Raw genomic sequence first — 22,219 nt, 5'->3', positions numbered from 1 at the left:
TACGCATAATCAAGCACAAATCAACAGGCAGTTTGCGATCGCCGTGCGGCCCCGCACGGTCATGCGACCATGACGTCTACGCCCGCCTGGGTGAAGCGATCCGTGGTGGCCGTCGACGCGCCGCTGTCGGTGACCAGAACGTCGACGTGCTCGATCGCGCAGATCCGGGCGAAAGCGTGCCGTGCGAGTTTGGAGCTGTCCGCGACCACGACGACCCGGCGTGCGCGCGAGGCCATGAGCTGGTTGATGCTGGCCTCGCCCTCGTGATGCGCGCATGCGCCGAGCTCGACGTCGATCGCGTCGACGCCGAGGAACATCGTGTCCAGCGCGAGCTGTTGCGGGATCTCGCGGGCCAGCGGGCCGATGAGCTCGTAGGACTGCTGCCGGGCGACACCGCCGGTGACCACGATCTTCATGTGCGGGCGCACGGTCAGCTCGTTGGCGATGTTGAGCGCGTTGGTGACCAGCGTGGTCGGCGGGACCCCCTGTTCCTGCAGATCCGACCGGGTGGCCAGCACACGCGCGACCTCGGTCGTGGTCGTGCCGCCGCTGGCTCCGATGATGGACCCGGGCGAGACCAGCTGAGCCGCTGTCTCGGCGATGCGCCGTTTCTCGGAGGCGTGCCGTGCGGTCTTGTACCGCAGGGGCAGGTCGTAGGCTGTGCTGTTCGGTACCGCTCCGCCGTGCGTGCGCCGGAGCAGCTGCTGCTCCGCGAGCGTGTCGAGGTCGCGCCGGATGGTGGCCGGGGACACGGCGAGGTCGGTGGCTGCCTGCTCGACGTCGAGCTGCCCACGCTCGGCGAGCAGCTCGAGCAGCGTGTTCAGGCGGGTGTTCTTGCTCATCCGGGACGGCGCTCCTCGTTTCTTCCGGTGCGCGCAAGCATGCCCGGTCCGGCGCGGCCGGACAACGAGCACGCGGGCAGGTACTTGCGCGAATTTGCGTGTTTCTGTAAATATCATGCAGGATCGCTCAGTAGTGTGCGAGCGGGGAGGCCGGGTGAACCGAGACGGGAGTGGCTCGATGACGCATGTCGAGGACGAGATCGCGGATCAGCCCGCGTGCTGGGCGCGAGCGCTCGACGAGTACTCCCGGTGGGAACCGGTGCTGCCACGTGACGGCGAGCGCGTCGCGGTCGTCGGCTGTGGCACGTCGCTGTTCATGGCGCAGGCCTTCGCCGCGCTCCGGGAGGCGGGCGGGCACGGCGAGACGGACGCGTTCCCCGCATCGGAGGTGCCCGACCGGCGCTATGACCGGGTACTCGGGCTGTCCCGATCGGCGACCACGACGGAGATGGTCGAGCTGCTCGACCAGCTGCGGGGCAGGGTTCCCACCGTGGTGATCACCGGCGTCGCCGACGCCCCGGTCTCGCGCGCCGCCGACGCCTGTGTCGTGCTCGACTTCGCCGATGAGCGCGCGGTCGTGCAGACGAGGTTCGCCACCACCGCCCTCGTGCTGCTGCGCGCACACCTCGGCGAGTCACCGGCCCGCCTTGCCGAGGCGGCGGATCAGGCGCTCACCGCGGAACTGTCCGCCGGCGCGACCGAGTGCACCCAGTTCACCTTCCTCGGTCGCGGTTGGACGGTGGGGCTGGCGCGCGAGGCTGCGCTGAAACTGCGGGAGGCGGCACTCGCGTGGACAGAGGCCTACCCGGCGATGGAGTACCGGCACGGGCCGATCAGCGTGACGGACGAACGGAGCCTGGTGTGGTCGCTCGGCGAGCCCCCGGCCGGGCTGGCAGGCGAGGTCCGCGCGGCCGGGGGACGGTGGGAGTGTTCCGTGCGCGATCCGCTGGCCGACCTGGTGCGCGTGCACCGGCTCGCCGTAGCGCTGGCACGACGCGACGGCCTCGACCCGGACCGGCCGCGCAACCTCAGCCGCTCGGTGGTTCTCGGGACCGGTCCCGGCCGTGGCCGGTGAAGGGGCGGTCGAGCACGATGGCTGAGTGCGTGGTCGCTGTCGACCTCGGCGGGACCTCGATCAAGGCCGGGCTGGTCGACCGGCGCGGGACGTTGCTGCACCGGCGCCGCGTGCCGACGGCGCGGGAGGACGGCGACGAGGCCGTGCTCCGGCAGCTCGTGCGGGTGGTGACCGACATGATCGACGCCGCCACCGAACGGGACCTCGTGCCGCTGGCCGCGGGCGTCGCCGTGCTCGGCATCGTCGACGAGCGGCACGGCCGCGTGATCACGGCGTCCAACCTCGGATGGCGGGACCTGCCGGTGGGCGAGTACCTCGAACAGCGGATCGCCGTGCCGGTCGCGCTCGGCCACGATGTGCGGGTGGGAGCGTGGGCGGAATGGGCCCTCGGCGCGGGGCGGGATGTCGCGGATGTGCTGTTCCTGGCCGTGGGGACCGGCGTGTCTGCGGGTCTGGTGCTCGACGGCAGGCTCCACTCCGGCGGCGGCTACGCGGGTGAGCTCGGACATGTGGTCGTCGCGCCGGGCGGGCGTGCCTGCGGGTGCGGCAACCGCGGTTGCGTGGAGACCGTCGCGTCCGCCGCGGCCATCGCCGACCGGTATGCCGAGCTCAGCGGTGAATCGATCTCCACTGCGGAGGTCGCAGCCCGGGCCGCACGCGGTGGGCGGCTGGCCGCACAGGTGTGGGGAGAGGCCGTCGAGGCACTGGCCACCGCGCTCGCCGCCGCGGTCAACCTGCTCGCCCCGGAGGTGATCATCGTGGGTGGCGGGCTCGGCGGTGCGGGCAGCGCCGTGCTCGACCCGTTGCGTGACCGGCTGTCCGAGCACCTGACGTTCCAGAGGCGGCCGCGTGTGGTGGCCCCGGAGCTCGGCGACCTCGCGGGGTGCATCGGCGCCGGACTGCTGGCCTGGCAGCGCCTCGACCGGCAGGTGCGGCCGTGACCGCGGGAGCCGTACTCGCGGTCACGCTCAATACCGCGCTCGATGTCACCTACCACGTCGACGCGCTCGTGCCGCACGCGAGCCACCGGGTGCGGTGCGTGCGCTCGCGCGGTGGGGGAAAGGGTGTCAACGTCGCCCGGGTGCTGCACGCCCTCGGCCACGAGGTGCGCGTACTGGGCACGGCGGGCGGGGTGACCGGCGACGCGCTGCGCGCGGACCTCCGCGCGGCGGGACTCGACGAGGACCTCACGCGGGTCGCCGGGCAGACCCGTCGCTCGGTCACGGTCGTCGACACCGACGCGACGGTGTTCAACGAGCCGGGCCCGGAGGTGACCGGTCCGGAATGGGACCGGTTCGTCGCGGGCTTCGACGAGCACCTCCGGTCGGCCGGTGCCGTCGTGCTGGCGGGCTCGCTGCCACCCGGCGTCGCCGACGATGCCTACGCGCGCCTCGCCGCGCGGGCGGCCGCTGCCGGTGTCGCCACCGTGCTCGACACCAGCGGGGCCGCGCTGCGCCTCGGCTGCCGCGGCGGGCCTGCCGTGGTCGCGCCGAACGCCGCGGAGCTGGCCGGGGCCACCGGCGTGGCTGGGGTGGATGCGGGGGCGCGTGTGCTCCTCGACGCGGGCGCCGCCGGGGTGGCCGTCTCGTGCGGTACCGACGGGATCGTTGTCGTCACAGGCGAGGAGACCTGGCGGGCCGCGCCGCCCGCCGCCGTCGCCGGGAACCCGACAGGGGCGGGCGACGCCGCCACGGCCGCGTTCACCGCGGGGCTGCTGCTGGGCCGGCCGTGGCACGCCGTGCTCGCCGAGGCGGTGGCGCTGTCGGCGGCCGCCGTAGCGTCCCCGGTCGCGGGGGAGGTCGAGTTCGATACCTACCGCGATCTCGTTACCGGCATCCGTCCCGTGCGCGGCGCGGGCCGATCAGGACGGAGGTTGTGCGGAGATGACCCTGACGCCGACCGGTGAGCTCGTCGCCGCAGCGCGGGCGCGCGGGAGGGGTGCGTGCTCGTTCAATGTCATCCAGGTCGAGCATGCCGAAGCCATCGCGACCGGTGCCGAGGCCGCGGGAACGCCGGTGATCATGCAGGTCAGCGAGAACTGCGTGCGGTACCACGGCGGGCTCGCGCCGATCGGCTCGGCCACCCTCGCCGTGGCCCGTTCCGCGCGCGTGCCCGTCGCGGTGCACCTGGACCACGCCACCGGCACCGACCTGGTCGGTACGGCGGTCGAGCTGGGGTTCGGCTCGGTGATGTACGACGCCTCCGCACGGCCGTACGAGGTGAACGTGGCGGAGACAGCGCGGGTCGCGTCCTGGTGTCACGAACGCGCCGTGTGGGTCGAGGCCGAGCTCGGCGAGGTAGGCGGCAAGGACGGCGTGCACGCTCCCGGCGCGCGCACGGACCCCCGGCAGGCGGCCGGGTACGCCGCGGCCACCGGAGTCGACGGGCTCGCGGTCGCCGTCGGTACGAGCCACGCGATGCGCACGCGAGACGCCGACCCGGATGTCGAGTTGATCCGCGCGATCAGCGCCGCCGTGCCGGTACCGCTCGTGCTGCACGGGTCATCCGGCGTGCCCGACGCGGGGCTGCGCCGTGCCGTCGCGTACGGCATGACGAAGATCAACCTGGCGACCAGGCTGAACGCCGCGTTCACCTCGGCGGTGCGTGACCATCTCGGGGCGCATCCCGACACCGTCGACCCCAGGCGATACATCGACGCGGGTCGCCGGGCACTGGCCGAGGAGGTCGAGCACCTGCTCGGTGTGCTGGCCGCCGACCCCGATCGGCGGCGGGCGGGCTCGCCGGACGGATAGGGTCGAGCGCATGACGGAGTCGGTACGCCTGAGGCCACCCACCAACCGGCTGAACCCCCGCTGCCTTGCCTGGTGGCGGGTCCGGTTCGCGCTCGTCGTGCTCCCGCTGACGCTCGTGGTGGCGGTGCTGGGGGTGCTGCTCGTGCCCGCCCTGCTCATACTCGCCGCGGCCATCGGGGTCGTTGGCTCGGCGGTGTCGGTCCTCCTGCCCGCGTGGTGGTACCGGGTGCATCGCTGGGAGGTCACCGACCGTGCGGTGTATACCCGCACCGGGTACTTCTGGCAGGAATGGCGCGTGGCACCGATGTCGCGGATCCAGACGGTCGACACCGCGCGGGGGCCGTTACAGCAGCTGTTCCGGCTGGCCACCGTCACCGTCACGACCGCATCGGCGAAGGGTGCCGTGGAGATCGCCGGGTTGGACGCGCAGCTGGCGAGCTCCCTCGCCGAGGAGCTCACCGAGACGACGCAGGCGACTCCGGGGGATGCCACGTGACGGCACGGCCGGACCAGGGGGTGCGTGCGGTGGGCACGTTCGAGCGGCTCGACCGGCGCATGGTGGTGATGCGCACGCTGGTCACCTCCGGCATCGTGCTCATCGCGGCGGTACCTGCCGGAATGGGGATCCACGCGGAAGGCCGCTCGATCCCCGGCACGCTCGGCATCCTGGCGGGCGGGGTCGCCGCGATCATGATCGTCACGATGCTCGGGGAGTACCTCCGGTGGCGTGCTACCCGGTTCCGTACGACCCCGGAACGGTTCGAGTGGCGATTCCAGCTGGTCGTCACGCGGCGGCGCTCGCTGGCACGCGAGCGGATCCGGACCGTCGACATCACCGCGAGCCCGCTACACCGCATCTTCGGCCTGGCGACGGTGGTGATCGGTACAGGCCAGCAGGCCGCCTCCGGGGAGGCCGGCGTCAAGCTCGACCCGGTGGCCCGTACGCGCGCCGAGGCACTGCGGGTGGAGCTGCTGCGGCGCACGCCTGCGGCTGAGCCGGAAGACGAGGCGCGGACCCGGCAGCAGGCTCAGCAGCTGGAACAGCAGCAGGCACCGCTGGCGACGCTGGACTGGCGCTGGGCGGCGTACGCACCGCTGTCGTTCCTGACTCCCGCCCTCGGCGCGGCCGTGATCGGCTTCCTCGCCAACGTGGTCAGCCTGTTCGGCCCGGTCGGCGGTCTCGTCGACGATGCCAGGGACGGTGCCCGGCAGGCGATCGCGGACGTGGCCGTCGGCGCGACGATGGCTGTGGTGCTGGCGCTGGTGACGCTGGTGCTGTTCGTCGCGGCTGCCGGCGCTGTCGGGGCCGCACTGCTGTTCGTGGAGATGTGGTGGGGCTACCGGCTGGACCGGGAGGCGGATGGCACGCTGCGGGTACGCCGGGGGCTGCTCACCACGCGATCCATCTCGCTCGAGGAGCGCAGGCTCCGGGGCGTCGAGTTCGTCGAGGCACCCGGGGTTCGGCTGGCGCGTGCCGGCCGCGTCGACGCCGTCGCCACCGGCATGCAGCACGGCGGGGGATCGGAGCGAACCGACCACAAGACTTTGCTTCCTGCCGCGCCCCGCCGGACGGCACACCGGGTGACATCGGCCGTGCTCGACGAACCGAACGCGCCGACCGGGGTGCCGCTGGCGGCGCACCCCAGGGCCGCGCTGGTCAGGAGGCTTCGCTGGTCGCTGGCACCGGTGCTGGTGGTGGCCGCGGGCTTCGGGGTGGCCGCGTCGCTGACCGAGGGATGGCGCGCCGATCTCGCCGGTACGGCGATGTGGCTGTGCCTGCTCGGCGGAGTGCCGATCGCCGCGCTTGTGGCCTGGGACGCCTACCGCAACCTCGGCCATGCCCTTGCCGGGCGGTACCTCGTCAGCCGTGGCGGGGCCGCGCGCCGCAGCACCGTGGCGTTGCAACGCAGCGGGGTCATCGGGTGGACCGTGCGCCAGTCGATCTTCCAGCGCCGTGTGGGTCTGGTGACCGTGACCGCGACGACCGCGGCCGGGTCGGGTGGCTACCAGGTGCGCGACGTCGGCGAGGCGGACGGCCTGCGCCTCGCCGAGGAGGCCGTTCCGGACCTGCTCGGCCCGTTTGTCGAGCGCACAGCGCAGTCCTGAGCCGCCGTGCCACGCGCCGGAGGTGGTGGGCGTCCGCTGTCTCGCGGTTCGGGCATCCGATACGGTATGCCCACCATGCGCGATGCGAACACCCCTGCCGGATCCGGCGGCGCTCGTGGCGCCCCGGTAGGCGGGTCACGACCCCGGGCGCTACCCACCGGCGGGTCCGCGCTGCTCGCCGGTATCGGCCTGCTCGCTGTGGCCGTGCTGGCGGGTTTCGTGTGGTGGCTGGTGCGCTACGACCTGGGGGGTGCGCATGCCGATGTCGGCGGGACACCCGCTCCCGCGGACGCGGCGGCCACAGCCACCACCGAGCACACCTCGAGCACGACGCAGGAGACCACCGGGGTGGGTGAGTACGTGTTCGACTCGGCCACCGCCCCGGATGTCGGCACGAACTGCGCGGCGGTCTCCTACGGCGACGTGCGCGACTGGCTCGCCGAGCATCCGTGTGACCGCGTCGTCCGCGGGCTGTACGAGACCAGCGCAGGCGGGGCGCGGGCGCTCGTGTCGGTCGTGGTGGTCACGATGCCGGACGAGCGCCGTGCGGCCGAGCTGCGCGCGCTCACCGACACCACGGGAGCCGGGAACGTATCCGACATGGTCCGGGACGGCTCTGCGGAGATCGACGACGCGCCCCAGGTCGCAGGTGGTCAGTACGCCTCGGACGTGACCGGGACGGATGTGACCATCGTCGAGGCCGCGTTCTTCGACGGCCACCGGGACGGCACCCTGCTCGCGGACGTCACCGACGAGGCCTTGCTGCTGGCCACCGAGCTGCGCGGGGGCTGAGGGCCGCGTAACTGCCCCCTGTCCCGCACGCCGAAGCCCGCTCGCGCCGCGCCCAGCGGGTCGACGAGCGGGCGGCCTCCAGGTAGTAGCGCTATGAACTGCATGTTTGCCACTGAGCGGCAAGGATGTCTTGTCGCCCGGGTACGCGCGGCCGACACTGATCCAGCAGAAACAGACTGTGGCACCACTCACGGCGATCCCCTCGGAAGTTCCGGAGGCGGTGTCGCCCGAAGGGAGACCTCGTGCGCGTATCCAGAGCTACTGTCACCGCCGTAGCCGCCGCATTCGTGCTGGTTGCCTGCGGCGGCGAAGCAGGCGGCCCGGCGTTGGAAGGGGAGGACCAGGGCGGGTCGTTCGACGGCGAGCGGCTCACACTCGCAGTTCCCACGTCGCCGGGCAGCTCGTTCGACACCTGGGCACGGACGATCGCCCCCCGGCTCGGCGAGGCACTCGACACCGATGTGGTGGTGGACAACCAGCCCGGTGCCAGCGGGCTCGTCGCGCTGAACGACATGATCAAAGAGGGTGCCGACGGCTCCACGCTGGTCCTCTGGCAGATCGGCCCGCTGGCGATCATGCAGCTGCAGGGCGCCGAGGAGCTGCGCTTCGACCTGCAGGACCTGTCCTACGTCGGGAGTTTCGGCGGTGCGGATCACATGCTCTTCTCGGGTAAGGACACGCCGTTGGAGGACGTCGAGGACCTTCGTTCCGCCGACGAGGTGCGGTTCGCCTCGGGCACCAGCGGTTCGCTGGGTTTCACCTCGCAGCAGGTCGTTTCGGACGTTCTCGAGCTCGACGCCGACTTCATCACCGGCTTCGACGACCAGAGCGAGCGGATGGTCGCGATCGAGCGAGGCGACGCGGACGCGGTCATCGGGCCGGTACGGACGTTCGAGACCATCGGCAGGCTCGACGACGTGCGACCCGTGCTCCGGCTGGTGAACGAGCGTTCGGAGAAGTTCCCGGACGTCCCGACGGCCACCGAGGTGGACGGGATCGACGACGACGACCGCGAGGTGCTGCAGACACACTTCGACATGGCCGCCGCCTTCTACACCCTCATCGGTCCACCGCAGATGCCGGACGCCGAGCTCGAGGAGCTGCGGGAGACGGTGTGGTCGGTGGCCAACGACGAGGAGTTCGTCGCCGAGCTGGCCGACAGCGGCCTGACCGTCAGTCCGGAGAACGAGTACCTCCAGGGTGACGAGGTCGTCGACCTGACTTCGAACCTGCTCGACGTTCCACAGCGGTACCAGGATCTGGTCGACGAGCTGGCCGAGTAGGAGAACCCGGTGGTGCGAGTGGAACACGGATCCCGGACGGAGCAGCGGCGAGCTCGGGCAGTACCGCCCCTGGCGCCGGTGCTGCTGGTCACCACGATCGCCGGTGTGAGTGCTACCGCGACGGGGATGGCGCTGGGGTTTCCCGGCAAGGCAGGGACCGCGCCGCTGGTCGTGGGGTCGCTGACGACTCTGCTGGCGCTGGTGGTGCTGGCGAGCGAGGTTCGCGGCCTCGTGGCCGAGCGGCACGCGCGGCAACCGGCGAGACCCACCGCCGGGAACCTTGCCTCGACGCTGCGTGCGAACCCGTACCTCTGGCTGCTGCTCTACGGTGCGCTGTTCGCGCTGGGCGGGGCCGTCGTCGCGCTCGCGGCGTTCAGCGTGTGCCTGATCCGGTTCCGCGGTGGGCAGGGATGGATGCCCACTCTGGTGTTCAGCGCACTGTCCACGCTGGCCTTCTTCCTGGTGGTGCGCGTGGCCCTGGATGAGCCGCTGTACCACGGCCTGCTGTTCGGCTAGACCCTGGACCTGCCCGTCCGACCGAAGGTGTTCGCGTTCATGGACTTCGTCATCGAAGGCTTCGGGATGCTCACGCCGGGCCTACTGGCCTGGATGTGCATCGGCGTGGTGATCTGCCAGCTGGTGGTCATCATCCCGGGGCTGAGCGGCACGCTGCTGCTGGCGCTCATACTGCCGTTCCTGTACACGATGGACCCGGTATCGGCCATCGGGTTGCTGATCGGTGCGGCCGCCACTGCCGGGACCGGCAATACGATCACCAGCGTCCTGTTCGGGGTGCCCGGCAACGTCGTGGGAGTCGCGACGCTGCTCGACGGGTACCCGATGGCGCAGCGCGGCGAGGCCAGCAAGGCGATCCTGGCGGGGTTGGTGTCGTCCGCGGCAGGCGGGATCATCGGTGCGCTCGCCCTCGCGATGCTGCTTCCGTTCGCGCGTCCGGTGGCGATGGCGATCGGCCCACCCGAGTTGTTCGCCCTGATACTGGTGGCCCTGCTGTTCATGGCTTTCGCCGGCGAGGGCTCCATGATGAAAGGGCTCGTGGCAGGCGGAATGGGCCTGCTACTGGCGTTCATCGGCCAGGAGACCAGCCAGGGCGCGTTGCGCTACACCTTCGGCAGGGTCGAGCTGTGGGACGGTATCTCGATCGCCACGTTCGCAATCGGCATCTTCGGCATCGCCGAGATGCTGGACCTGATGGCCAAGGGAGGGTCGATCGCCCGCGGCGGTCGGGCGTCGTATCGCAGCTACCGGATCCTTCAGAGCATCCGGGATGTGCTCCGCGCGTGGCGCACCGTGTTGCAGAGCAGCGCCGTCGCCGTCGGTGTCGGCATCCTTCCTGGCATCGGCGGCTCCTCGGCCCAGTTCATGGCGTACTCGCTGGCGAAGAAGACATCGCGGCGCGGCAAGGAGTTCGGTAAGGGCCGCATCGAGGGGGTCATCGCCGCCGACTCCTCGGTCAACGCCTCGGACGCGGCCGCCCTCGCGCCGACCCTCGGGCTCGGCGTTCCCGGGAGCCCCATCACGGCCCTCGTCCTGTCCGGGCTGATCATCATCGGGATCCAACCGGGGCCCGACCTGGTGGCCCAGGAGATGGGGACGCTGTGGCTGGTGGTGCTGCTACTGATCCTGGCCAACCTGGTCGCCGTAGCGCTGTGCGTGTGGGCCGCGCGGCCGCTGGCGATGCTGACCCTCGTTCCTTCGGCCTACCTGGTTCCTCTGATCACTGCATTCGCGGTGTTCGGGGTCGTGGAGGCCGACGGGAACCTGCTCAGCGTGCCCATCGTGTTGGCGCTCGGGATGGTGGGATTCCTGATGAAGCGGCACGGCTACTCGCGAGCGACGATGATCATCGGGTTCGTGCTGGCCGACCTGCTCGAGCGGAACTTCATCCTGGCTACCAACATCCACGGACCCGGGTTCCTCCTGCGACCCGTGCCGTTGGCCATCCTCGGCAGCGTGGCCGGTGCGCTCGCGGCTGTGGCGGTCTACAAGCGACGCACGTCCACCACGAGAAAGGTGCACGCATGACAGCGGCCACGACGAACGCGGATCAGGTGCTCGGCATCCTGGAGGAGGCCGGTGTGGAGCAGGTGTTCACCTGCCCTGGCACCACCGAGGTCCCCCTGCTGGACGCCTCGGTGGCCCGGCAGGGCGTGCGGTTCGTCCTGGCCACCCACGAGGCGGCAGCGGTGGCCATGGCGGACGGCTACGCCCGCGCCAGCGGGCGCCCGGGCGTCGCCCTGCTGCACGCCAACGTCGGTATGACCAACGGGCTGGCCATGGTGGAGGCGGCCCGGGTAGGGCGCTCACCCGTCCTGGTGCTCAACGGCACCAAACCGACGGGCCTGCGTAACAGGCGCACGTTCACCGCGACACCCGGATCGGCGGGTGTGGCAGCGCCGTTCACCGTCGCGGCGATGGAGGCAGGCTCGGCCGCGTCGCTGCCTGCCGATCTCGCCGAGGCACTGGCTGCCACGCGCGGCAGCCGGCGCGGGCCGGTGTATCTCGGACTGGCTCAGGACCTCCTCGCGCAGGCAGCCACCGGCCGAGCGGCCGGAGCACAGAGCGACCGGGAGGTCACCGGCCCCGCCGGCGACGAGGCCATCGACGCGGTGGCGCGGCATCTGGTCGCGGCCGAGCGTGTCGCGATCGTGGCGGGCAGCGACCTCGCGCGTGCCGGAGTGACACGCGAGATCGAGCAACTGGCCGAGCTGTTGCCGGCACCGGTGTTCGAACCGCCGTGGCGCGATGTGGAGCGCGAGACCGTCGACACCGCAGGCGAGCGGTACTGCGGTCTGCTTTCCGACGGCGCCGACCTGCTCGACGGGGCGGTCGTGCTGGTCGTGGGTACCCCGGCCTTCCAGGAACCCGATGATGGTCCGTGCCTGTTGCCCGATAGCGCTCGGGTCGTTCACGTCACGGAACCCGGCACCGCCATCCAACCCGGGGCGAGCGTGCTGCCGGGTGACGTGGGCCGGACGGTGGAGCTGCTGGCCACGCGGGTACGAGAGCACGCGCGCGCGGCCGGTGGCGAGGACGGGCGCGACGCCGAGCGTGCGTACTGGACGGACTCGGTGCGGCGAGAGCACCGGCGCAGGCTGGAGAAGGCCCTCGGCGGACCCGGCCGTGACGCCGGCGGCGGTGCCGCCGATCCCGCGGGCGAGCGTGACCTGATCAGCACCGTCACGCTGTGCCGCGTGCTCGACGAGTGGCGGAACCGGGCCGATCCCGTGGTGGCCGACGCGGTGACCGCGACCGCGACCCTGTTACGGGCGTTGCCACGCGGCGCGGGCCCGTTCTATGCGACCGGAAGCGGCTCGCTCGGCTGGGGTCTGGGAGCGGCGGTGGGAGTCGCTCTGGCGAGGCCGGACGAGCGGGTGCACGCGCTCGTGGCCGACGGCGTGTTCCAGTTCGGCATCCAGGCCGTACGTACTGCGGTGGCCGAGGGCGCGCCAGTGACGTGGATCGTGCTGAACAACCGCTCCTACCACGCGGTCCGCCTCGCCCTGCGCGGCTACGGCGGAGCCGCCGCACGGACCGGGACATACCCGTGCAGCGACCTCGGCGATACCGATGTGGCGGCACTGGCGCGGGCCTTCGGTGCGTACGGCAGGCGGGTGAGCGAGCTGTCCCAGCTGCCTGCGGCACTGGACGAAGCGGGCTCCCGGCCCGGCCCCTCGGTCGTCGAGGTGATGGTGGCGGCGGACACGGCGAACCCGGCGCGGTGAGGAGACGGCGATGAGCACGGCACCGGCAAGCATGGTCCAGCGAGTGATCCGGGTGCTGCTGGCGTTCGAGCGCGAGGACCCGTCCCTGACCTTGTCGGAGGCCGCCCGCCGCGCCGAGTTACCGGTCTCGACGGTACGCCGGATCCTCAAGGAGCTGTGCGACGAGAAGATGCTGGAACGTACCGATGACGGCTCGTACCGGATCGGGATCCGCCTGTTCGAGCTCGGCCTGCGGGCGCCCGCGCAACGCTTGCTGCGCGAGATCGCCCTGCCTGTGATGGAGGACCTGTTCGCCGCTACCCAGGAAAACGTGCATCTCGGGGTTCTCGACGGGACGAGCATGCTGGTCATCCAGCACGTGACGGGCCACCGCTCGGTACGCACGCCCGCCTACTTCGGTGGCAGGCTGCCGGCGCACGCCACGGCCAACGGAAAGGCGTTCCTGGCGTTCTCGCCCCAGGACACGATCGACCGGATCCTCGGCTCGGGTTTGTCGCGGATCACCAAGCACACGGTCTGTTCGGAGTCACGGCTGCGGCGGCAGCTGGAGCAGGCTCGCCAGGACGGCTGGGCGACGGCCAAGGAGGAGAACTCCCTCGGGACCGTCTCCATCGGTGCCCCCATCCTGCGCAACGACGGCTATGCGGGTGCGTCGCTGTCCCTGGTATTTCGCAGCAGCAAAGCCGATGTGAAGCGCTATATCCACGCCGTGCGCACGGCGGCCAACACGATCGCCCGGATCTGGGCGCGCGAGCAGCCGCACGCGTAGGTGCCGGCGGCGCCGTACGCGAGCTTTCCACGTGGGAACGACGACAGACGGAGGTGTCGGTGGAGACGACCGTAACGATCACTGGGACCGGTACCCCGCGGCCCGCGCCGCAGCGGGCGGGCGCGGGTGTGCTGGTCCGGCACGCCGGGCAGGCCATGCAGTTCGACACGGGCCGAGCCACGGTGTTGCGATTGGCCGAGGCCGGGGTCGGATGCGACGAGATCGACGCCGTGTTCGTCACCCACCATCACGCCGATCACCTCGTCGCCCTGCCGGACCTGCTGATCACCCGGTGGGTGATGGGCGCACGGGAGCCGCTGCCGGTGGTTGCCCCGAGCGGTCCGCTCGACCGGTTCGGTGCGTACGTGCTCGACCTGTGGGCCGATGACATCGCGGTCCGCAGCGCGCATACCGGCAGGCCGCCCGCGCCCGAACCGGCGTGGACCGCGTTCGAGGCAGGCGGTGCCCCGGTACTCGTGTGGGAGGGCGAGGACTGCCGCGTCACGAGTATCGCGGTGCGACACGAGCCGGTACGCCCCGCCGTGGCCTACCGCGTCGACACGTCCGCGGGCAGCGTCGTCATCAGCGGCGACACCCGGGTATGCGAGGAGGTCGAACGCCTCGCCTCGGGTGTGGACGTGCTGGTGCACGAAGCGGTACGGGTGGGTGGGTTGTCACCCGGCCGGGAGTACATCGCCGAGTACCACGCCGACACGGTCGAGCTGGGGGCGATGGCCGAACGCGCCGGCGTGGCGCGGCTGATCCTGACGCACCTCGAACCCGCGCCGGCCGACGCCGTCGAGGCCGAGGCGTTCGGCGACGACGTCCGGAGGGGCGGGTTCACCGGAGACGTCCTCGTCGGTGCGGACCTGCTGACGGTAGGGCTCGGCGTACGGGCCGCGGCACAGTCGTCGGTACCGAGTGGAGGTCATGGCGTTGACAGCAACCGCTGATGCCGTATCCCACCCGGAACCGGGTGCGCCCGCCTGGACCGGAAGCGTGCACCTGGACGGCTGGACAGCAGGCGGCGCCGGAACCTCGCCGGTGGTCGAGCCCGCAAGCGGGGAGGTCCTCGGTGCCGTGGGGATGGCGACGCCGGACGACGTCGACCATGCGGTGCCGGTCGTAGCGCGTGCGGCGGCGTCCTGGCAGGACAGGACGTCTCAGGAACGCGAAGCCTGCCTGCGTGCGGTCGCGGCCGCGCTGGACCGCCGCCGCGCCGAGCTCGCCGGCTGGTTGATCCGCGAGAGCGGGGCCACGCGCGCGAAAGCCGACCGCGAGATCGCCCGCGCCATAGCCGAGATCGACCACGCGATCGAGCTCGCCGCCACACCGGCCGAACGGGTGGTACACGCCGCAGACGATGGGCGAAGGCAGGTCGTGCGGCGCGTACCCGTGGGGGTCGTCGGCGTCATCACCCCGTTCAACGCCCCCCTCGTACTCGCGATACGTGCGATCGCACCGGCACTGGCCATGGGCAACGGCGTGATCCTCAAACCCGACCCGCGCACAGCCGCAGCGGGGGGCCTCGTGCTGGCCGAGCTGGCGTGCGAAGCCGGGCTGCCCCGCGACTTGCTCGCGGTGCTGCCGGGAGACGGCGCGGTCGGAGGGCGGATCAGCGCGCACGAGGGCATCGGTTCGGTGCTGTTCACCGGGTCGACTGCGGTCGGCCGTCAGGTCGGGGCCGCTGCCGGTGGCGCGCTCAGCCGGGTCGGTCTCGAGCTCGGTGGCAACAACCCGGTCGTCGTGCTCGACGACGCCGACATCGACCGGGCCGCGCGGTGCGCGCTGACCAGCAGTTTCCTGCACCAGGGTCAGATCTGCATGTCCGCGGGCCGGTTCGTCGTTCAGCGCGCCGTGTACGAGCCCTTCGTCGAGCGCCTTGCCGAGCTGGCTGCCGCGCTGACCCTCGGCGATCCCTGGCGGCACGAGGTCGACATGGGACCGATGATCGACGAGGAGGCTGCCGGGCGCGTGCGGCGGCTGATGCGGCATTCGGTGACAGCGGGAGCTGAGCTGCGCTGTGGGGGAGGGGGCAGCGGCGTGTTCGTCCCTGCCACCGTGCTCGCCGAAGCCGGGCCGGACACCCCCGCCTACGCCGAGGAGATCTTCGGACCCGTCGCGGCGGTGACTCCCGCGGAGGATGCCGAGCACGCGCTGGAGCTGGCGAGCGCAGGCGAGTACGGGCTCGTGGCGGCCATCCACACCCGTGACGAGACCCGTGCGCACGCCCTCGCCGCGAAGCTGTCCTGCGGCACGGTTCGGGTCAACGACGTGACCAACCACGACGACCCCGCGACCCCGATGAGTGGGTGGCACGCATCGGGCAACGGTTCGGCCTTCGGCGGCGTCGAGATGCTCGAACTGGTCACCCTGCCGAAACTGGTGTCGGTGGCCCAGCGGCACTGAACCGGCTCGCCCGGGTGCTCCCTGGCACCGAGACCTAGGCCCGGCCGACAAGAGCGACCGGCGCCGGGGTCTCCTCGGCCACCAGACGCCAGCGCGTGCTCTCCGCCCCGGCGGACAGCAGCGCGTCCAGCGCGAACCGGCGGACCGCCGGGTCATCCGTACGCTCCAGCACGCCGCGCCACGCGCGTCCCGCTTCGGCCCCTGCCCGTATCGCCAGCCGGGTCGCCGAGTCGGCACCGGTGACCGGGCTGGGCGGCCGGTAGCCCGGCTCGGCAGGCACCGGTGTCGCGCCCAGCGCGTCCAGCAGCTCCCTGCACCCCGCTCGCCGCCTCCGGTGCTGGTCGATCGAGTGATCGATGTCCGCGTCGAGGTCCTGCGGCAGGAACGCGCGGACCAGGTCGAAGACCCACACGGCCGCATGCTCGGCGGCCAGCGCTTCCTGTACGGCAGGCACCGTTCCCGCGTCCGCCCCCTGCGGTGCCCGCACGGCGAACTCGTCCGGGACGGCGTCGCCGAGCCGCTCGTCCAGCGCCTGCGCGGCCGCGCAGCCACCCGCGACCGAGCCGAGCAGGGCGGCGCGATGGCGGGGAACCCCGCCGAGCACCTCGCGCACGCGGCGGATGGCGGTGTCCAGCCGCTGTTCGAGGTCGCCGAGTTCGGTGACCTCTCCGGCCGGTTCCGGTTCGTGCCCGGGAGCGGGCCGGTTCGCCCTGCGGACCTCGGCGCGCAGCGCATCGGCGTGGGCGGAGCGCACGCGGGCTACGTGCTCGGCGAGCGCGGCGTCCTCGTCCGCCAGCGCGGTGGCGAGGTCCCCGGCGGCGGCGGCGTCGAACCGGGCATCACGAGCGAGTGGCGCCAGCGGGTCGGGCGTCGTGTCGTACCCCTCGACACAGGCAGCGAGCGAGCCGGACACCGCCGCGAGCGCGGTGACACGGAGCAGGCGGCGCCGCCCGAGGCTGGCCACGCGCCGGTTCGGTTCAGTCCCCACGATGCGTCATCCTGCCAGGTGAGATGGTCCCGGCCCGCAGTGGTGGGGCGAGCGCACCGCGTCGCGGGTGGCACGTGCCGCCCTGCGGACCGGCCCGCCGCGTGACCTGGGCGGCGAGCCCGGCGCGCTCACGCGTGCGGTACGCCGCGGTCCCACCGTGCCACCGGCAGGCTACCGGGGTGCCACCGGGCAGGCAGCCGTTACCGCTGGCGTCGTTGTTCTAAGCTGGACTTACGACAGTGCTGACCCCGATCGCGATGCGGTCAGCCACCGCGGACGACGTAGCTGAATAGGGGAGAGTCGAAGGTGCCGAATGATCTCGCCAGGCGACTGGAGCCGATCGTGGCCGACGCCGTCAGCGGTGTGGGGTTCGAACTGGATGCGCTTGACGTTCAACAAGCGGCGCGGCGTAAGGTAGTGAAGGTTGTCGTCGACTCGGACGATGGCGTCGGTCTCGACGAGGTCGCCGACATCAGTCGCGCCGTTTCGGCTCGCCTCGACGAGCACGACCACCTGCTGGCTGGTTCGTACACCCTCGAGGTGACCTCGCCGGGGTTGGACCGGCCGCTCACGGCTCAGCGTCACTGGCGTCGTGCCAGGTACCGGTGTGTCCGGGTGACCCCTACCCAGGGACAGGAGTTCACCGGACGGGTCGGTCACGCCGGGGAGCACGCGGCGCGGGTGCTCGTCGGATCGCAGATCCGGGACGTGCGTTACGCGGACGTGGCTCATGCGACGATCGAGGTCGAGTTCAAGCAACCGCCGAGCGAGGACCTCAAGCGGCTCGACGACGACGCCGCGGAGATCGGCGATGCCGCCGATGCCCTGCCGACCGGCCCGGCCGGTACCAGTGGTGGCCGGCCCCGGAAGAACCGAACACAGTCGAAGGAGGAGCCGAGGTGAACGTCGACATCGCGGCGTTGCGCGCGATCGAACGAGACAAGGACATCCCCTTCGAAGCAGTCCTGTCGGCCATCGAGTCCGCTCTGCTGACCGCTTACCGGCACACCGAGGGCCATCAGCGGCACGCGAAGATCGACATCGATCGCAAGACGGGCATCGTGCGCGTCATCGCGTACTCGCTCGACGAGCACGGCGAGATCGCCGAGGAGTGGGACGACACCCCGGAGGGGTTCGGGCGTATCGCCGCGACGACGGCGCGCCAGGTGATCCTGCAACGGCTGCGCGACGCCGAGCACGAACGGTCCTACGGCGAGTTCTCCGCCAAGGAGGGCGAGATCATCGCCGGGGTGGTGCAGCGGGACGCCCGGGCCAACGCGCGGGGCACGGTCGTGGTGGCGTTCGGCGACACCGAGGGCGTGATCCCACCTGCCGAGCAGGTGCCAGGGGAGAACTACGACCACGGGAGCAGGATCAAGGCGTACGTGATCGGTGTGTCGCGCGGTGCGCGCGGGCCGCAGATCACGTTGTCGCGGACCCACCCGAACCTGGTGCGTAAGCTGTTCGCGCTCGAGGCGCCCGAGATCTCCGACGGCACCGTGGAGATCACCTCGGTGGCACGTGAGGCAGGACACAGGTCGAAGATCGCAGTGCACTCGACGGTGCAGGGCGTGAACTCCAAGGGCGCCTGCATCGGCCCGATGGGCGCCCGGGTTCGCAACGTGATGAGCGAGCTCGGTGGGGAGAAGATCGACATCATCGACCACGCGGACGACCCCGCCGCCTTCGTCGGCAACGCGCTGTCCCCGGCCAAGGTGGTCTCGGTGCGCGTGATCGACGAGCGGGTCAAGACCGCGCGGGTCATCGTGCCCGACTTCCAGCTCTCCCTGGCCATCGGCAAGGAGGGGCAGAACGCCCGGCTGGCGGCCCGGCTGACCGGGTGGCGCATCGATATCCGCAGTGATGCCGACACCAGTAGCGGCCATGTGATCCCCGCCGACGCCAAGCCTGGCGAGCAACCTCAGCAGACAGTGATAACCGGTTCGTCCGAGTAGCGGGACAGACGATAGACTCGAGGTGGTGCAACGCTCTACCGCGGATCGCGCGCGCTCGAAAGGGGCCACAGGCCCCGTTCGTATGTGCGTCGGATGCCGAGGACGGGCGTTGATCGGCGAGTTGCTGCGAGTTGTCGCGGTGGACGGGCGCCTCGTCGTCGACGAACGGCGGCGACGCCCGGGTCGGGGTGCGTGGTTGCACACCGATCCCGGGTGCCTGGAGTCCGCGTCGCGGCGGCGAGCGTTCCCCAGGGCATTACGGGTTCCTGGGCCGCTCGACGCCGAGGCCGTCGGAGAGTACCTCCGCGGCCGCCTCGCGAGCGTGCCGCACCACAGCAGTGGCGCGGGATCCCCCGCGTCGTGCCGGGAAGAGAGAAAGCAGGTCGACCCGTCATGAGTCAGCCGTGAAGCTGAAGCCATGAACGCGCGACAATAGGACGAGGTCTGCGGGGCTAGCCGCCGACCTCACCGGACGAGGAGAGTAGTGGCAGGCAAGGCCCGCGTGCACGAGCTCGCGAAAGAGCTCGGCGTCACGAGCAAGGAAGTACTCGCCAAGCTGAAAGAACAGGGCGAGTTCGTAAAGTCGGCGTCGTCGACAGTGGAGGCACCGGTCGCCAGGCGACTACGTGAAGCCTTCCCGGAAGCCGACACCAAACAGAGCGCCCCGGGCAAGCCGGGGCCGAGGTCGGGGCAGAAGTCGGCCCGGGAGAAGGCGCAGCAGTCGGAAGCGGTACCGGTGGCTGACAAGCCTTCGGTGGCCGAGGACGACCAGGCGAAGCCGGGCACCTCGGCGAAGCCGGGCCCCCCGCCGGCCCCGCCGGAGCAGGCGCAACCCGAGCCGGAGAAGCCGAAGGCGGAGCCGGAGAAACCGAAGGCCGAACCGGAGACACCACCGGCGGAGCCGGAGAAGCCCGCGGCCAAGAACGTACCCAAGCCCGGACCTCCGGGCGGGGGCAAGGAGGACCAGGACGGCGGGGGTGTGGTCCCGCCCAAGCCGCAGGGACCGAAGTCCGGCGGACCGAAGCCCGGTCCACGGCAGCCCCGTGTGGGCAACAACCCGTTCGGGGTCGGCGCCGGTTCTCCGCAGCAGCGCCCGTCCGGCGGTCAGGGTGGCGAGCGCTCCGGTGGCCGTGGAGGCGACCGAGGCGGCCGTTCTACCGAGCAGCCGGCCGCGCAGCAAGGTGAGGCCCCGGCAGGCGACAAGCCGTCGCCGGGCAACATGCCGCCCCGGCCGAACCCGGGCATGATGCCGACCAAGCCCGCCAAGTCTGCCGGTGGCCCCGGTGGCGGCCGAGGTGGTGGCCGAGGTGGTCCCGGTGGCGGACCCGGCGGTGGCCGCGGGGGCGGCGGCACCGGAACCCGGGGCGGTCCCGGCACCGGCACAGGTGCAGGCGGTGGACGCGGCGGCGGTCGCGGTGGACCACCGCCCGGCCGCGGTGGCCCCGGTGGCGGCCCTGGTGGCGGTCCCGGTGGCGGTGCAGGCGGCGGTCCCGGTGGCGGTCGCGGTGGCCCGCCTGCGGGTGGCGGCCCGCGTCCGGGTGCGCCGGGGCGTGGTCGCGGCGGTACCGCGGGCGCGTTCGGCAAGCCCGGCGGACCGGCCCGCAAGGGCCGCAAGTCGAAGCGGCAGAAGCGCCAGGAGTACATGGAGAACATGCAGGCGCCGAGCGTGGGTGGCGTGCGCCTGCCGAAGGGCAGCGGCGAGACCATCCGGCTGCCGCGCGGCGCTTCGCTGACCGAGTTCGCCGAGAAGATCAACGCCAACCCGGCGTCGCTGGTGCAGGTGTTGTTCCACCTCGGGGAGATGGTGACCGCGACCCAGTCGGTATCCGACGAGGTCATGGAGCTGCTCGGCACGGAGATGAACTACAACGTCCAGGTCGTCAGCCCCGAGGAGGAGGACCGCGAGCTACTCGAGTCCTTCGACATCTCGTTCGGCCAGAGCACAGGCAGCGAGCAGGACCTGGAGTACCGGCCGCCGGTCGTCACGGTGATGGGGCACGTCGATCACGGTAAGACCAAGCTGCTGGACACGATCCGTTCGTCCACCGTGGCCGAGGGCGAAGCAGGCGGCATCACCCAGCACATCGGCGCCTACCAGGTTCCCACCGAGCTCGAGGGCGTCTCCCGGTTGATCACGTTCATCGACACCCCCGGGCACGAGGCGTTCACCGCGATGCGTGCGCGCGGTGCCGGCTCCACGGACATCGCCGTGATCGTGGTGGCCGCCGACGACGGTGTGATGCCGCAGACGGTGGAGGCGATCAACCACGCACAGGCCGCGAAGGCCCCGATCGTGGTCGCGATCAACAAGATCGACATGGAGGGTGCCAACCCGGACAAGATCCGCCAGCAACTCACCGAGTACGGGCTGGTCGCCGAGGAGTACGGCGGCGAGACCATGTTCGTGGAGATCTCGGCCAAGCAGGGCAAGAACCTCGACGGCCTGCTCGAGGCCATCCTGCTGACCGCGGACGCTGCGTTGGACCTGCGTGCCAACCCGGATATGCGCGCCCAGGGCGTGGCGATCGAGGCGCACCTCGATCGGGGCAGGGGCCCGGTGTCGACGGTGCTCGTGCAGCGCGGCACCCTGCGCGTGGGCGACTCGGTCGTCGCAGGCGATGCCTACGGCCGTGTCCGGCGGATGGTCGACGAGCACAACGAGGACGTCAAGGAAGCCCTGCCGTCCCGCCCGGTGCAGGTCATCGGGTTCACCTCGGTACCGGGAGCGGGAGACACGTTCCTCGTGGTCGAGGAGGACCGCACGGCGCGCCAGATCGCCGAGCGCCGCCAGGCCCGCGCGCGCAACGCGGCCAACGCCGCGCAGCGTAAGCGGATCAGCCTGGAGGATCTCGACTCGGCGCTCAAGGAGACCCGCCAGCTCAACCTGATCATCAAGGGTGACAACTCGGGTACCGTCGAGGCGCTGGAGAGCTCGTTGACCAAGCTGGACGTCGGCGACGACGTCGAGCTGCGCATCATCCACCGAGGCGTCGGTGCGATCACCGAGGGCGACATCAACCTGGCGATCGCGGACAACGTGATCGTGATGGGCTTCAACGTGCGAGCGGAAGGCAAGGCGACCGAGATCGCCAACCGCGAGGGCGTCGATGTGCGCTACTACACGGTGATCTACCAGGCGATCGAGGAGATCGAGAACGCCCTCAAGGGCATGCTCAAGCCGGTGTACGAGGAGGTCTCGCTCGGCAGGGCAGAGGTCCGTGAGGTGTTCAAGTCCTCCAAGGTCGGCACGATCGCCGGTTGCCGGGTCGCATCGGGTCAGATCCGGCGTAACGCCAAGGCGCGGTTGCTCCGCGACAACGTGGTGATCGCGGAAGATCTGCCGATCTCCTCGCTGAAGCGGTTCAAGGACGATGTGGTCGAGGTTCGTGACGGCTTCGAGTGTGGTCTCACGCTCGGCAAGTACAGCGACATCAAGGTCGACGACGTCGTCGAGACCTACGAGTACCGCGAGAAGCCGCGGGAGTAGCGGCACGACCCGGCGGC

20 protein-coding genes are annotated in these 22,219 nt (G+C 71.3%); 18 read left to right on the top strand and 2 right to left on the bottom strand.

Translation table 11 applies throughout. From position 1 onward, the window contains the following. Positions 1–59: 59 nt before the first annotated feature. Positions 60–842: a DeoR/GlpR family DNA-binding transcription regulator gene (locus tag H0B56_RS11635; protein WP_180893039.1), complete on the bottom strand. Its 783-nt coding sequence runs from the start codon at positions 840–842 to the stop codon at positions 60–62. Between the two features lie 178 nt (positions 843–1,020). Between H0B56_RS11635 and H0B56_RS11630 the strand changes: the two genes are divergently transcribed. From H0B56_RS11630 to H0B56_RS11565, 14 genes are all read left to right on the top strand, one after another. Next, a complete protein-coding gene (locus tag H0B56_RS11630) occupies positions 1,021–1,917 on the top strand; it encodes an SIS domain-containing protein (protein ID WP_180893038.1) in 897 nt (298 codons plus the stop codon). Positions 1,918–1,946: 29 nt separating this feature from the next. Further along, entirely contained in the window at positions 1,947–2,858 is a 912-nt protein-coding gene (locus H0B56_RS11625) for an ROK family protein (RefSeq protein WP_343063861.1), read from the top strand. Continuing rightward, positions 2,855–3,823 (top strand): hexose kinase, encoded by a 969-nt coding sequence (locus H0B56_RS11620; protein ID WP_180893036.1) that lies wholly within the window; start codon positions 2,855–2,857, stop codon positions 3,821–3,823. Before H0B56_RS11625 ends, H0B56_RS11620 begins: the two co-directional genes overlap by 4 nt. Continuing rightward, on the top strand, positions 3,801–4,670 hold the full coding sequence (locus tag H0B56_RS11615) for a class II fructose-bisphosphate aldolase (RefSeq protein WP_180893035.1): 870 nt from the start codon (positions 3,801–3,803) through the stop codon (positions 4,668–4,670). The genes H0B56_RS11620 and H0B56_RS11615 overlap by 23 nt, the downstream gene beginning before the upstream one ends. A 10-nt stretch (positions 4,671–4,680) precedes the next feature. Continuing rightward, a complete protein-coding gene (locus H0B56_RS11610) occupies positions 4,681–5,166 on the top strand; it encodes a PH domain-containing protein (RefSeq protein ID WP_180893034.1) in 486 nt (161 codons plus the stop codon). After that, positions 5,163–6,776 carry a PH domain-containing protein gene (locus H0B56_RS11605; RefSeq protein ID WP_343063860.1) on the top strand — a complete coding sequence of 538 codons (1,614 nt, stop codon included), beginning with the start codon at positions 5,163–5,165 and terminating at the stop codon, positions 6,774–6,776. Before H0B56_RS11610 ends, H0B56_RS11605 begins: the two co-directional genes overlap by 4 nt. A gap of 75 nt (positions 6,777–6,851) precedes the next feature. After that, positions 6,852–7,568 (top strand): hypothetical protein, encoded by a 717-nt coding sequence (locus H0B56_RS11600; protein ID WP_246361099.1) that lies wholly within the window; start codon positions 6,852–6,854, stop codon positions 7,566–7,568. Positions 7,569–7,810: 242 nt separating this feature from the next. Continuing rightward, positions 7,811–8,851, top strand: a complete 1,041-nt coding sequence (locus H0B56_RS11595; protein WP_180893033.1) for a tripartite tricarboxylate transporter substrate-binding protein — start codon at positions 7,811–7,813, stop codon at positions 8,849–8,851. Between the two features lie 105 nt (positions 8,852–8,956). Continuing rightward, positions 8,957–9,367, top strand: a complete 411-nt coding sequence (locus H0B56_RS11590; protein ID WP_180893032.1) for a tripartite tricarboxylate transporter TctB family protein — start codon at positions 8,957–8,959, stop codon at positions 9,365–9,367. A gap of 39 nt (positions 9,368–9,406) precedes the next feature. Continuing rightward, complete coding sequence (locus H0B56_RS11585; protein ID WP_180893031.1) at positions 9,407–10,894, top strand: tripartite tricarboxylate transporter permease; 1,488 nt, start codon at positions 9,407–9,409, stop codon at positions 10,892–10,894. Continuing rightward, entirely contained in the window at positions 10,891–12,594 is a 1,704-nt protein-coding gene (locus H0B56_RS11580; RefSeq protein ID WP_180893030.1) for a thiamine pyrophosphate-binding protein, read from the top strand. The genes H0B56_RS11585 and H0B56_RS11580 overlap by 4 nt, the downstream gene beginning before the upstream one ends. A gap of 10 nt (positions 12,595–12,604) precedes the next feature. After that, on the top strand, positions 12,605–13,363 hold the full coding sequence (locus tag H0B56_RS11575; protein ID WP_246361098.1) for an IclR family transcriptional regulator: 759 nt from the start codon (positions 12,605–12,607) through the stop codon (positions 13,361–13,363). 59 nt (positions 13,364–13,422) lie between these two features. After that, on the top strand, positions 13,423–14,316 hold the full coding sequence (locus H0B56_RS11570) for an MBL fold metallo-hydrolase (RefSeq protein WP_180893029.1): 894 nt from the start codon (positions 13,423–13,425) through the stop codon (positions 14,314–14,316). Then, a complete protein-coding gene (locus H0B56_RS11565; protein ID WP_180893028.1) occupies positions 14,294–15,772 on the top strand; it encodes an aldehyde dehydrogenase family protein in 1,479 nt (492 codons plus the stop codon). Before H0B56_RS11570 ends, H0B56_RS11565 begins: the two co-directional genes overlap by 23 nt. Positions 15,773–15,806: 34 nt before the next feature. On the opposite strand, the gene H0B56_RS23465 is transcribed toward H0B56_RS11565, so the two are convergent. Continuing rightward, positions 15,807–16,760 (bottom strand): DUF4439 domain-containing protein, encoded by a 954-nt coding sequence (locus tag H0B56_RS23465; RefSeq protein WP_180893027.1) that lies wholly within the window; start codon positions 16,758–16,760, stop codon positions 15,807–15,809. A gap of 306 nt (positions 16,761–17,066) precedes the next feature. On the opposite strand from H0B56_RS23465, the gene rimP reads away from it, so the two are divergent. The 4 genes from rimP (at position 17,067) to infB (ending at position 22,202) form a co-directional block, all read left to right on the top strand. Further along, positions 17,067–17,663: a ribosome maturation factor RimP gene (gene rimP, locus H0B56_RS11555; RefSeq protein WP_180893026.1), complete on the top strand. Its 597-nt coding sequence runs from the start codon at positions 17,067–17,069 to the stop codon at positions 17,661–17,663. After that, a complete protein-coding gene (gene nusA, locus H0B56_RS11550) occupies positions 17,660–18,715 on the top strand; it encodes a transcription termination factor NusA (RefSeq protein WP_180893025.1) in 1,056 nt (351 codons plus the stop codon). The genes rimP and nusA overlap by 4 nt, the downstream gene beginning before the upstream one ends. An 82-nt stretch (positions 18,716–18,797) precedes the next feature. Further along, on the top strand, positions 18,798–19,112 hold the full coding sequence (locus tag H0B56_RS11545; RefSeq protein WP_180893519.1) for a YlxR family protein: 315 nt from the start codon (positions 18,798–18,800) through the stop codon (positions 19,110–19,112). An 87-nt stretch (positions 19,113–19,199) separates the two neighbouring features. Next, entirely contained in the window at positions 19,200–22,202 is a 3,003-nt protein-coding gene (gene infB, locus H0B56_RS11540) for a translation initiation factor IF-2 (RefSeq protein ID WP_180893024.1), read from the top strand. Positions 22,203–22,219: the final 17 nt, after the last annotated feature.

It is taken from the genome of Haloechinothrix aidingensis, from assembly GCF_013450155.1.
Taxonomy (GTDB): Bacteria; Actinomycetota; Actinomycetes; order Mycobacteriales; family Pseudonocardiaceae; genus Haloechinothrix; species Haloechinothrix aidingensis.
This window is presented reverse-complemented; position numbering and strand designations above follow the sequence as displayed.

Excerpts from the sequence above, each read along its gene's own strand:
- H0B56_RS11635 (WP_180893039.1), bottom strand. The coding sequence starts at position 842 with ATGAGCAAGAACACCCGCCTGAACACGCTGCTCGAGCTGCTCGCCGAG.
- H0B56_RS11630 (WP_180893038.1), top strand. The coding sequence starts at position 1,021 with ATGACGCATGTCGAGGACGAGATCGCGGATCAGCCCGCGTGCTGGGCG.
- H0B56_RS11615 (WP_180893035.1), top strand. The coding sequence starts at position 3,801 with ATGACCCTGACGCCGACCGGTGAGCTCGTCGCCGCAGCGCGGGCGCGC.
- H0B56_RS11610 (WP_180893034.1), top strand. The coding sequence starts at position 4,681 with ATGACGGAGTCGGTACGCCTGAGGCCACCCACCAACCGGCTGAACCCC.
- H0B56_RS11600 (WP_246361099.1), top strand. The coding sequence starts at position 6,852 with ATGCGCGATGCGAACACCCCTGCCGGATCCGGCGGCGCTCGTGGCGCC.
- H0B56_RS11585 (WP_180893031.1), top strand. The coding sequence starts at position 9,407 with ATGGACTTCGTCATCGAAGGCTTCGGGATGCTCACGCCGGGCCTACTG.
- H0B56_RS11580 (WP_180893030.1), top strand. The coding sequence starts at position 10,891 with ATGACAGCGGCCACGACGAACGCGGATCAGGTGCTCGGCATCCTGGAG.
- H0B56_RS11575 (WP_246361098.1), top strand. The coding sequence starts at position 12,605 with ATGAGCACGGCACCGGCAAGCATGGTCCAGCGAGTGATCCGGGTGCTG.
- H0B56_RS11565 (WP_180893028.1), top strand. The coding sequence starts at position 14,294 with ATGGCGTTGACAGCAACCGCTGATGCCGTATCCCACCCGGAACCGGGT.
- H0B56_RS11545 (WP_180893519.1), top strand. The coding sequence starts at position 18,798 with ATGTGCGTCGGATGCCGAGGACGGGCGTTGATCGGCGAGTTGCTGCGA.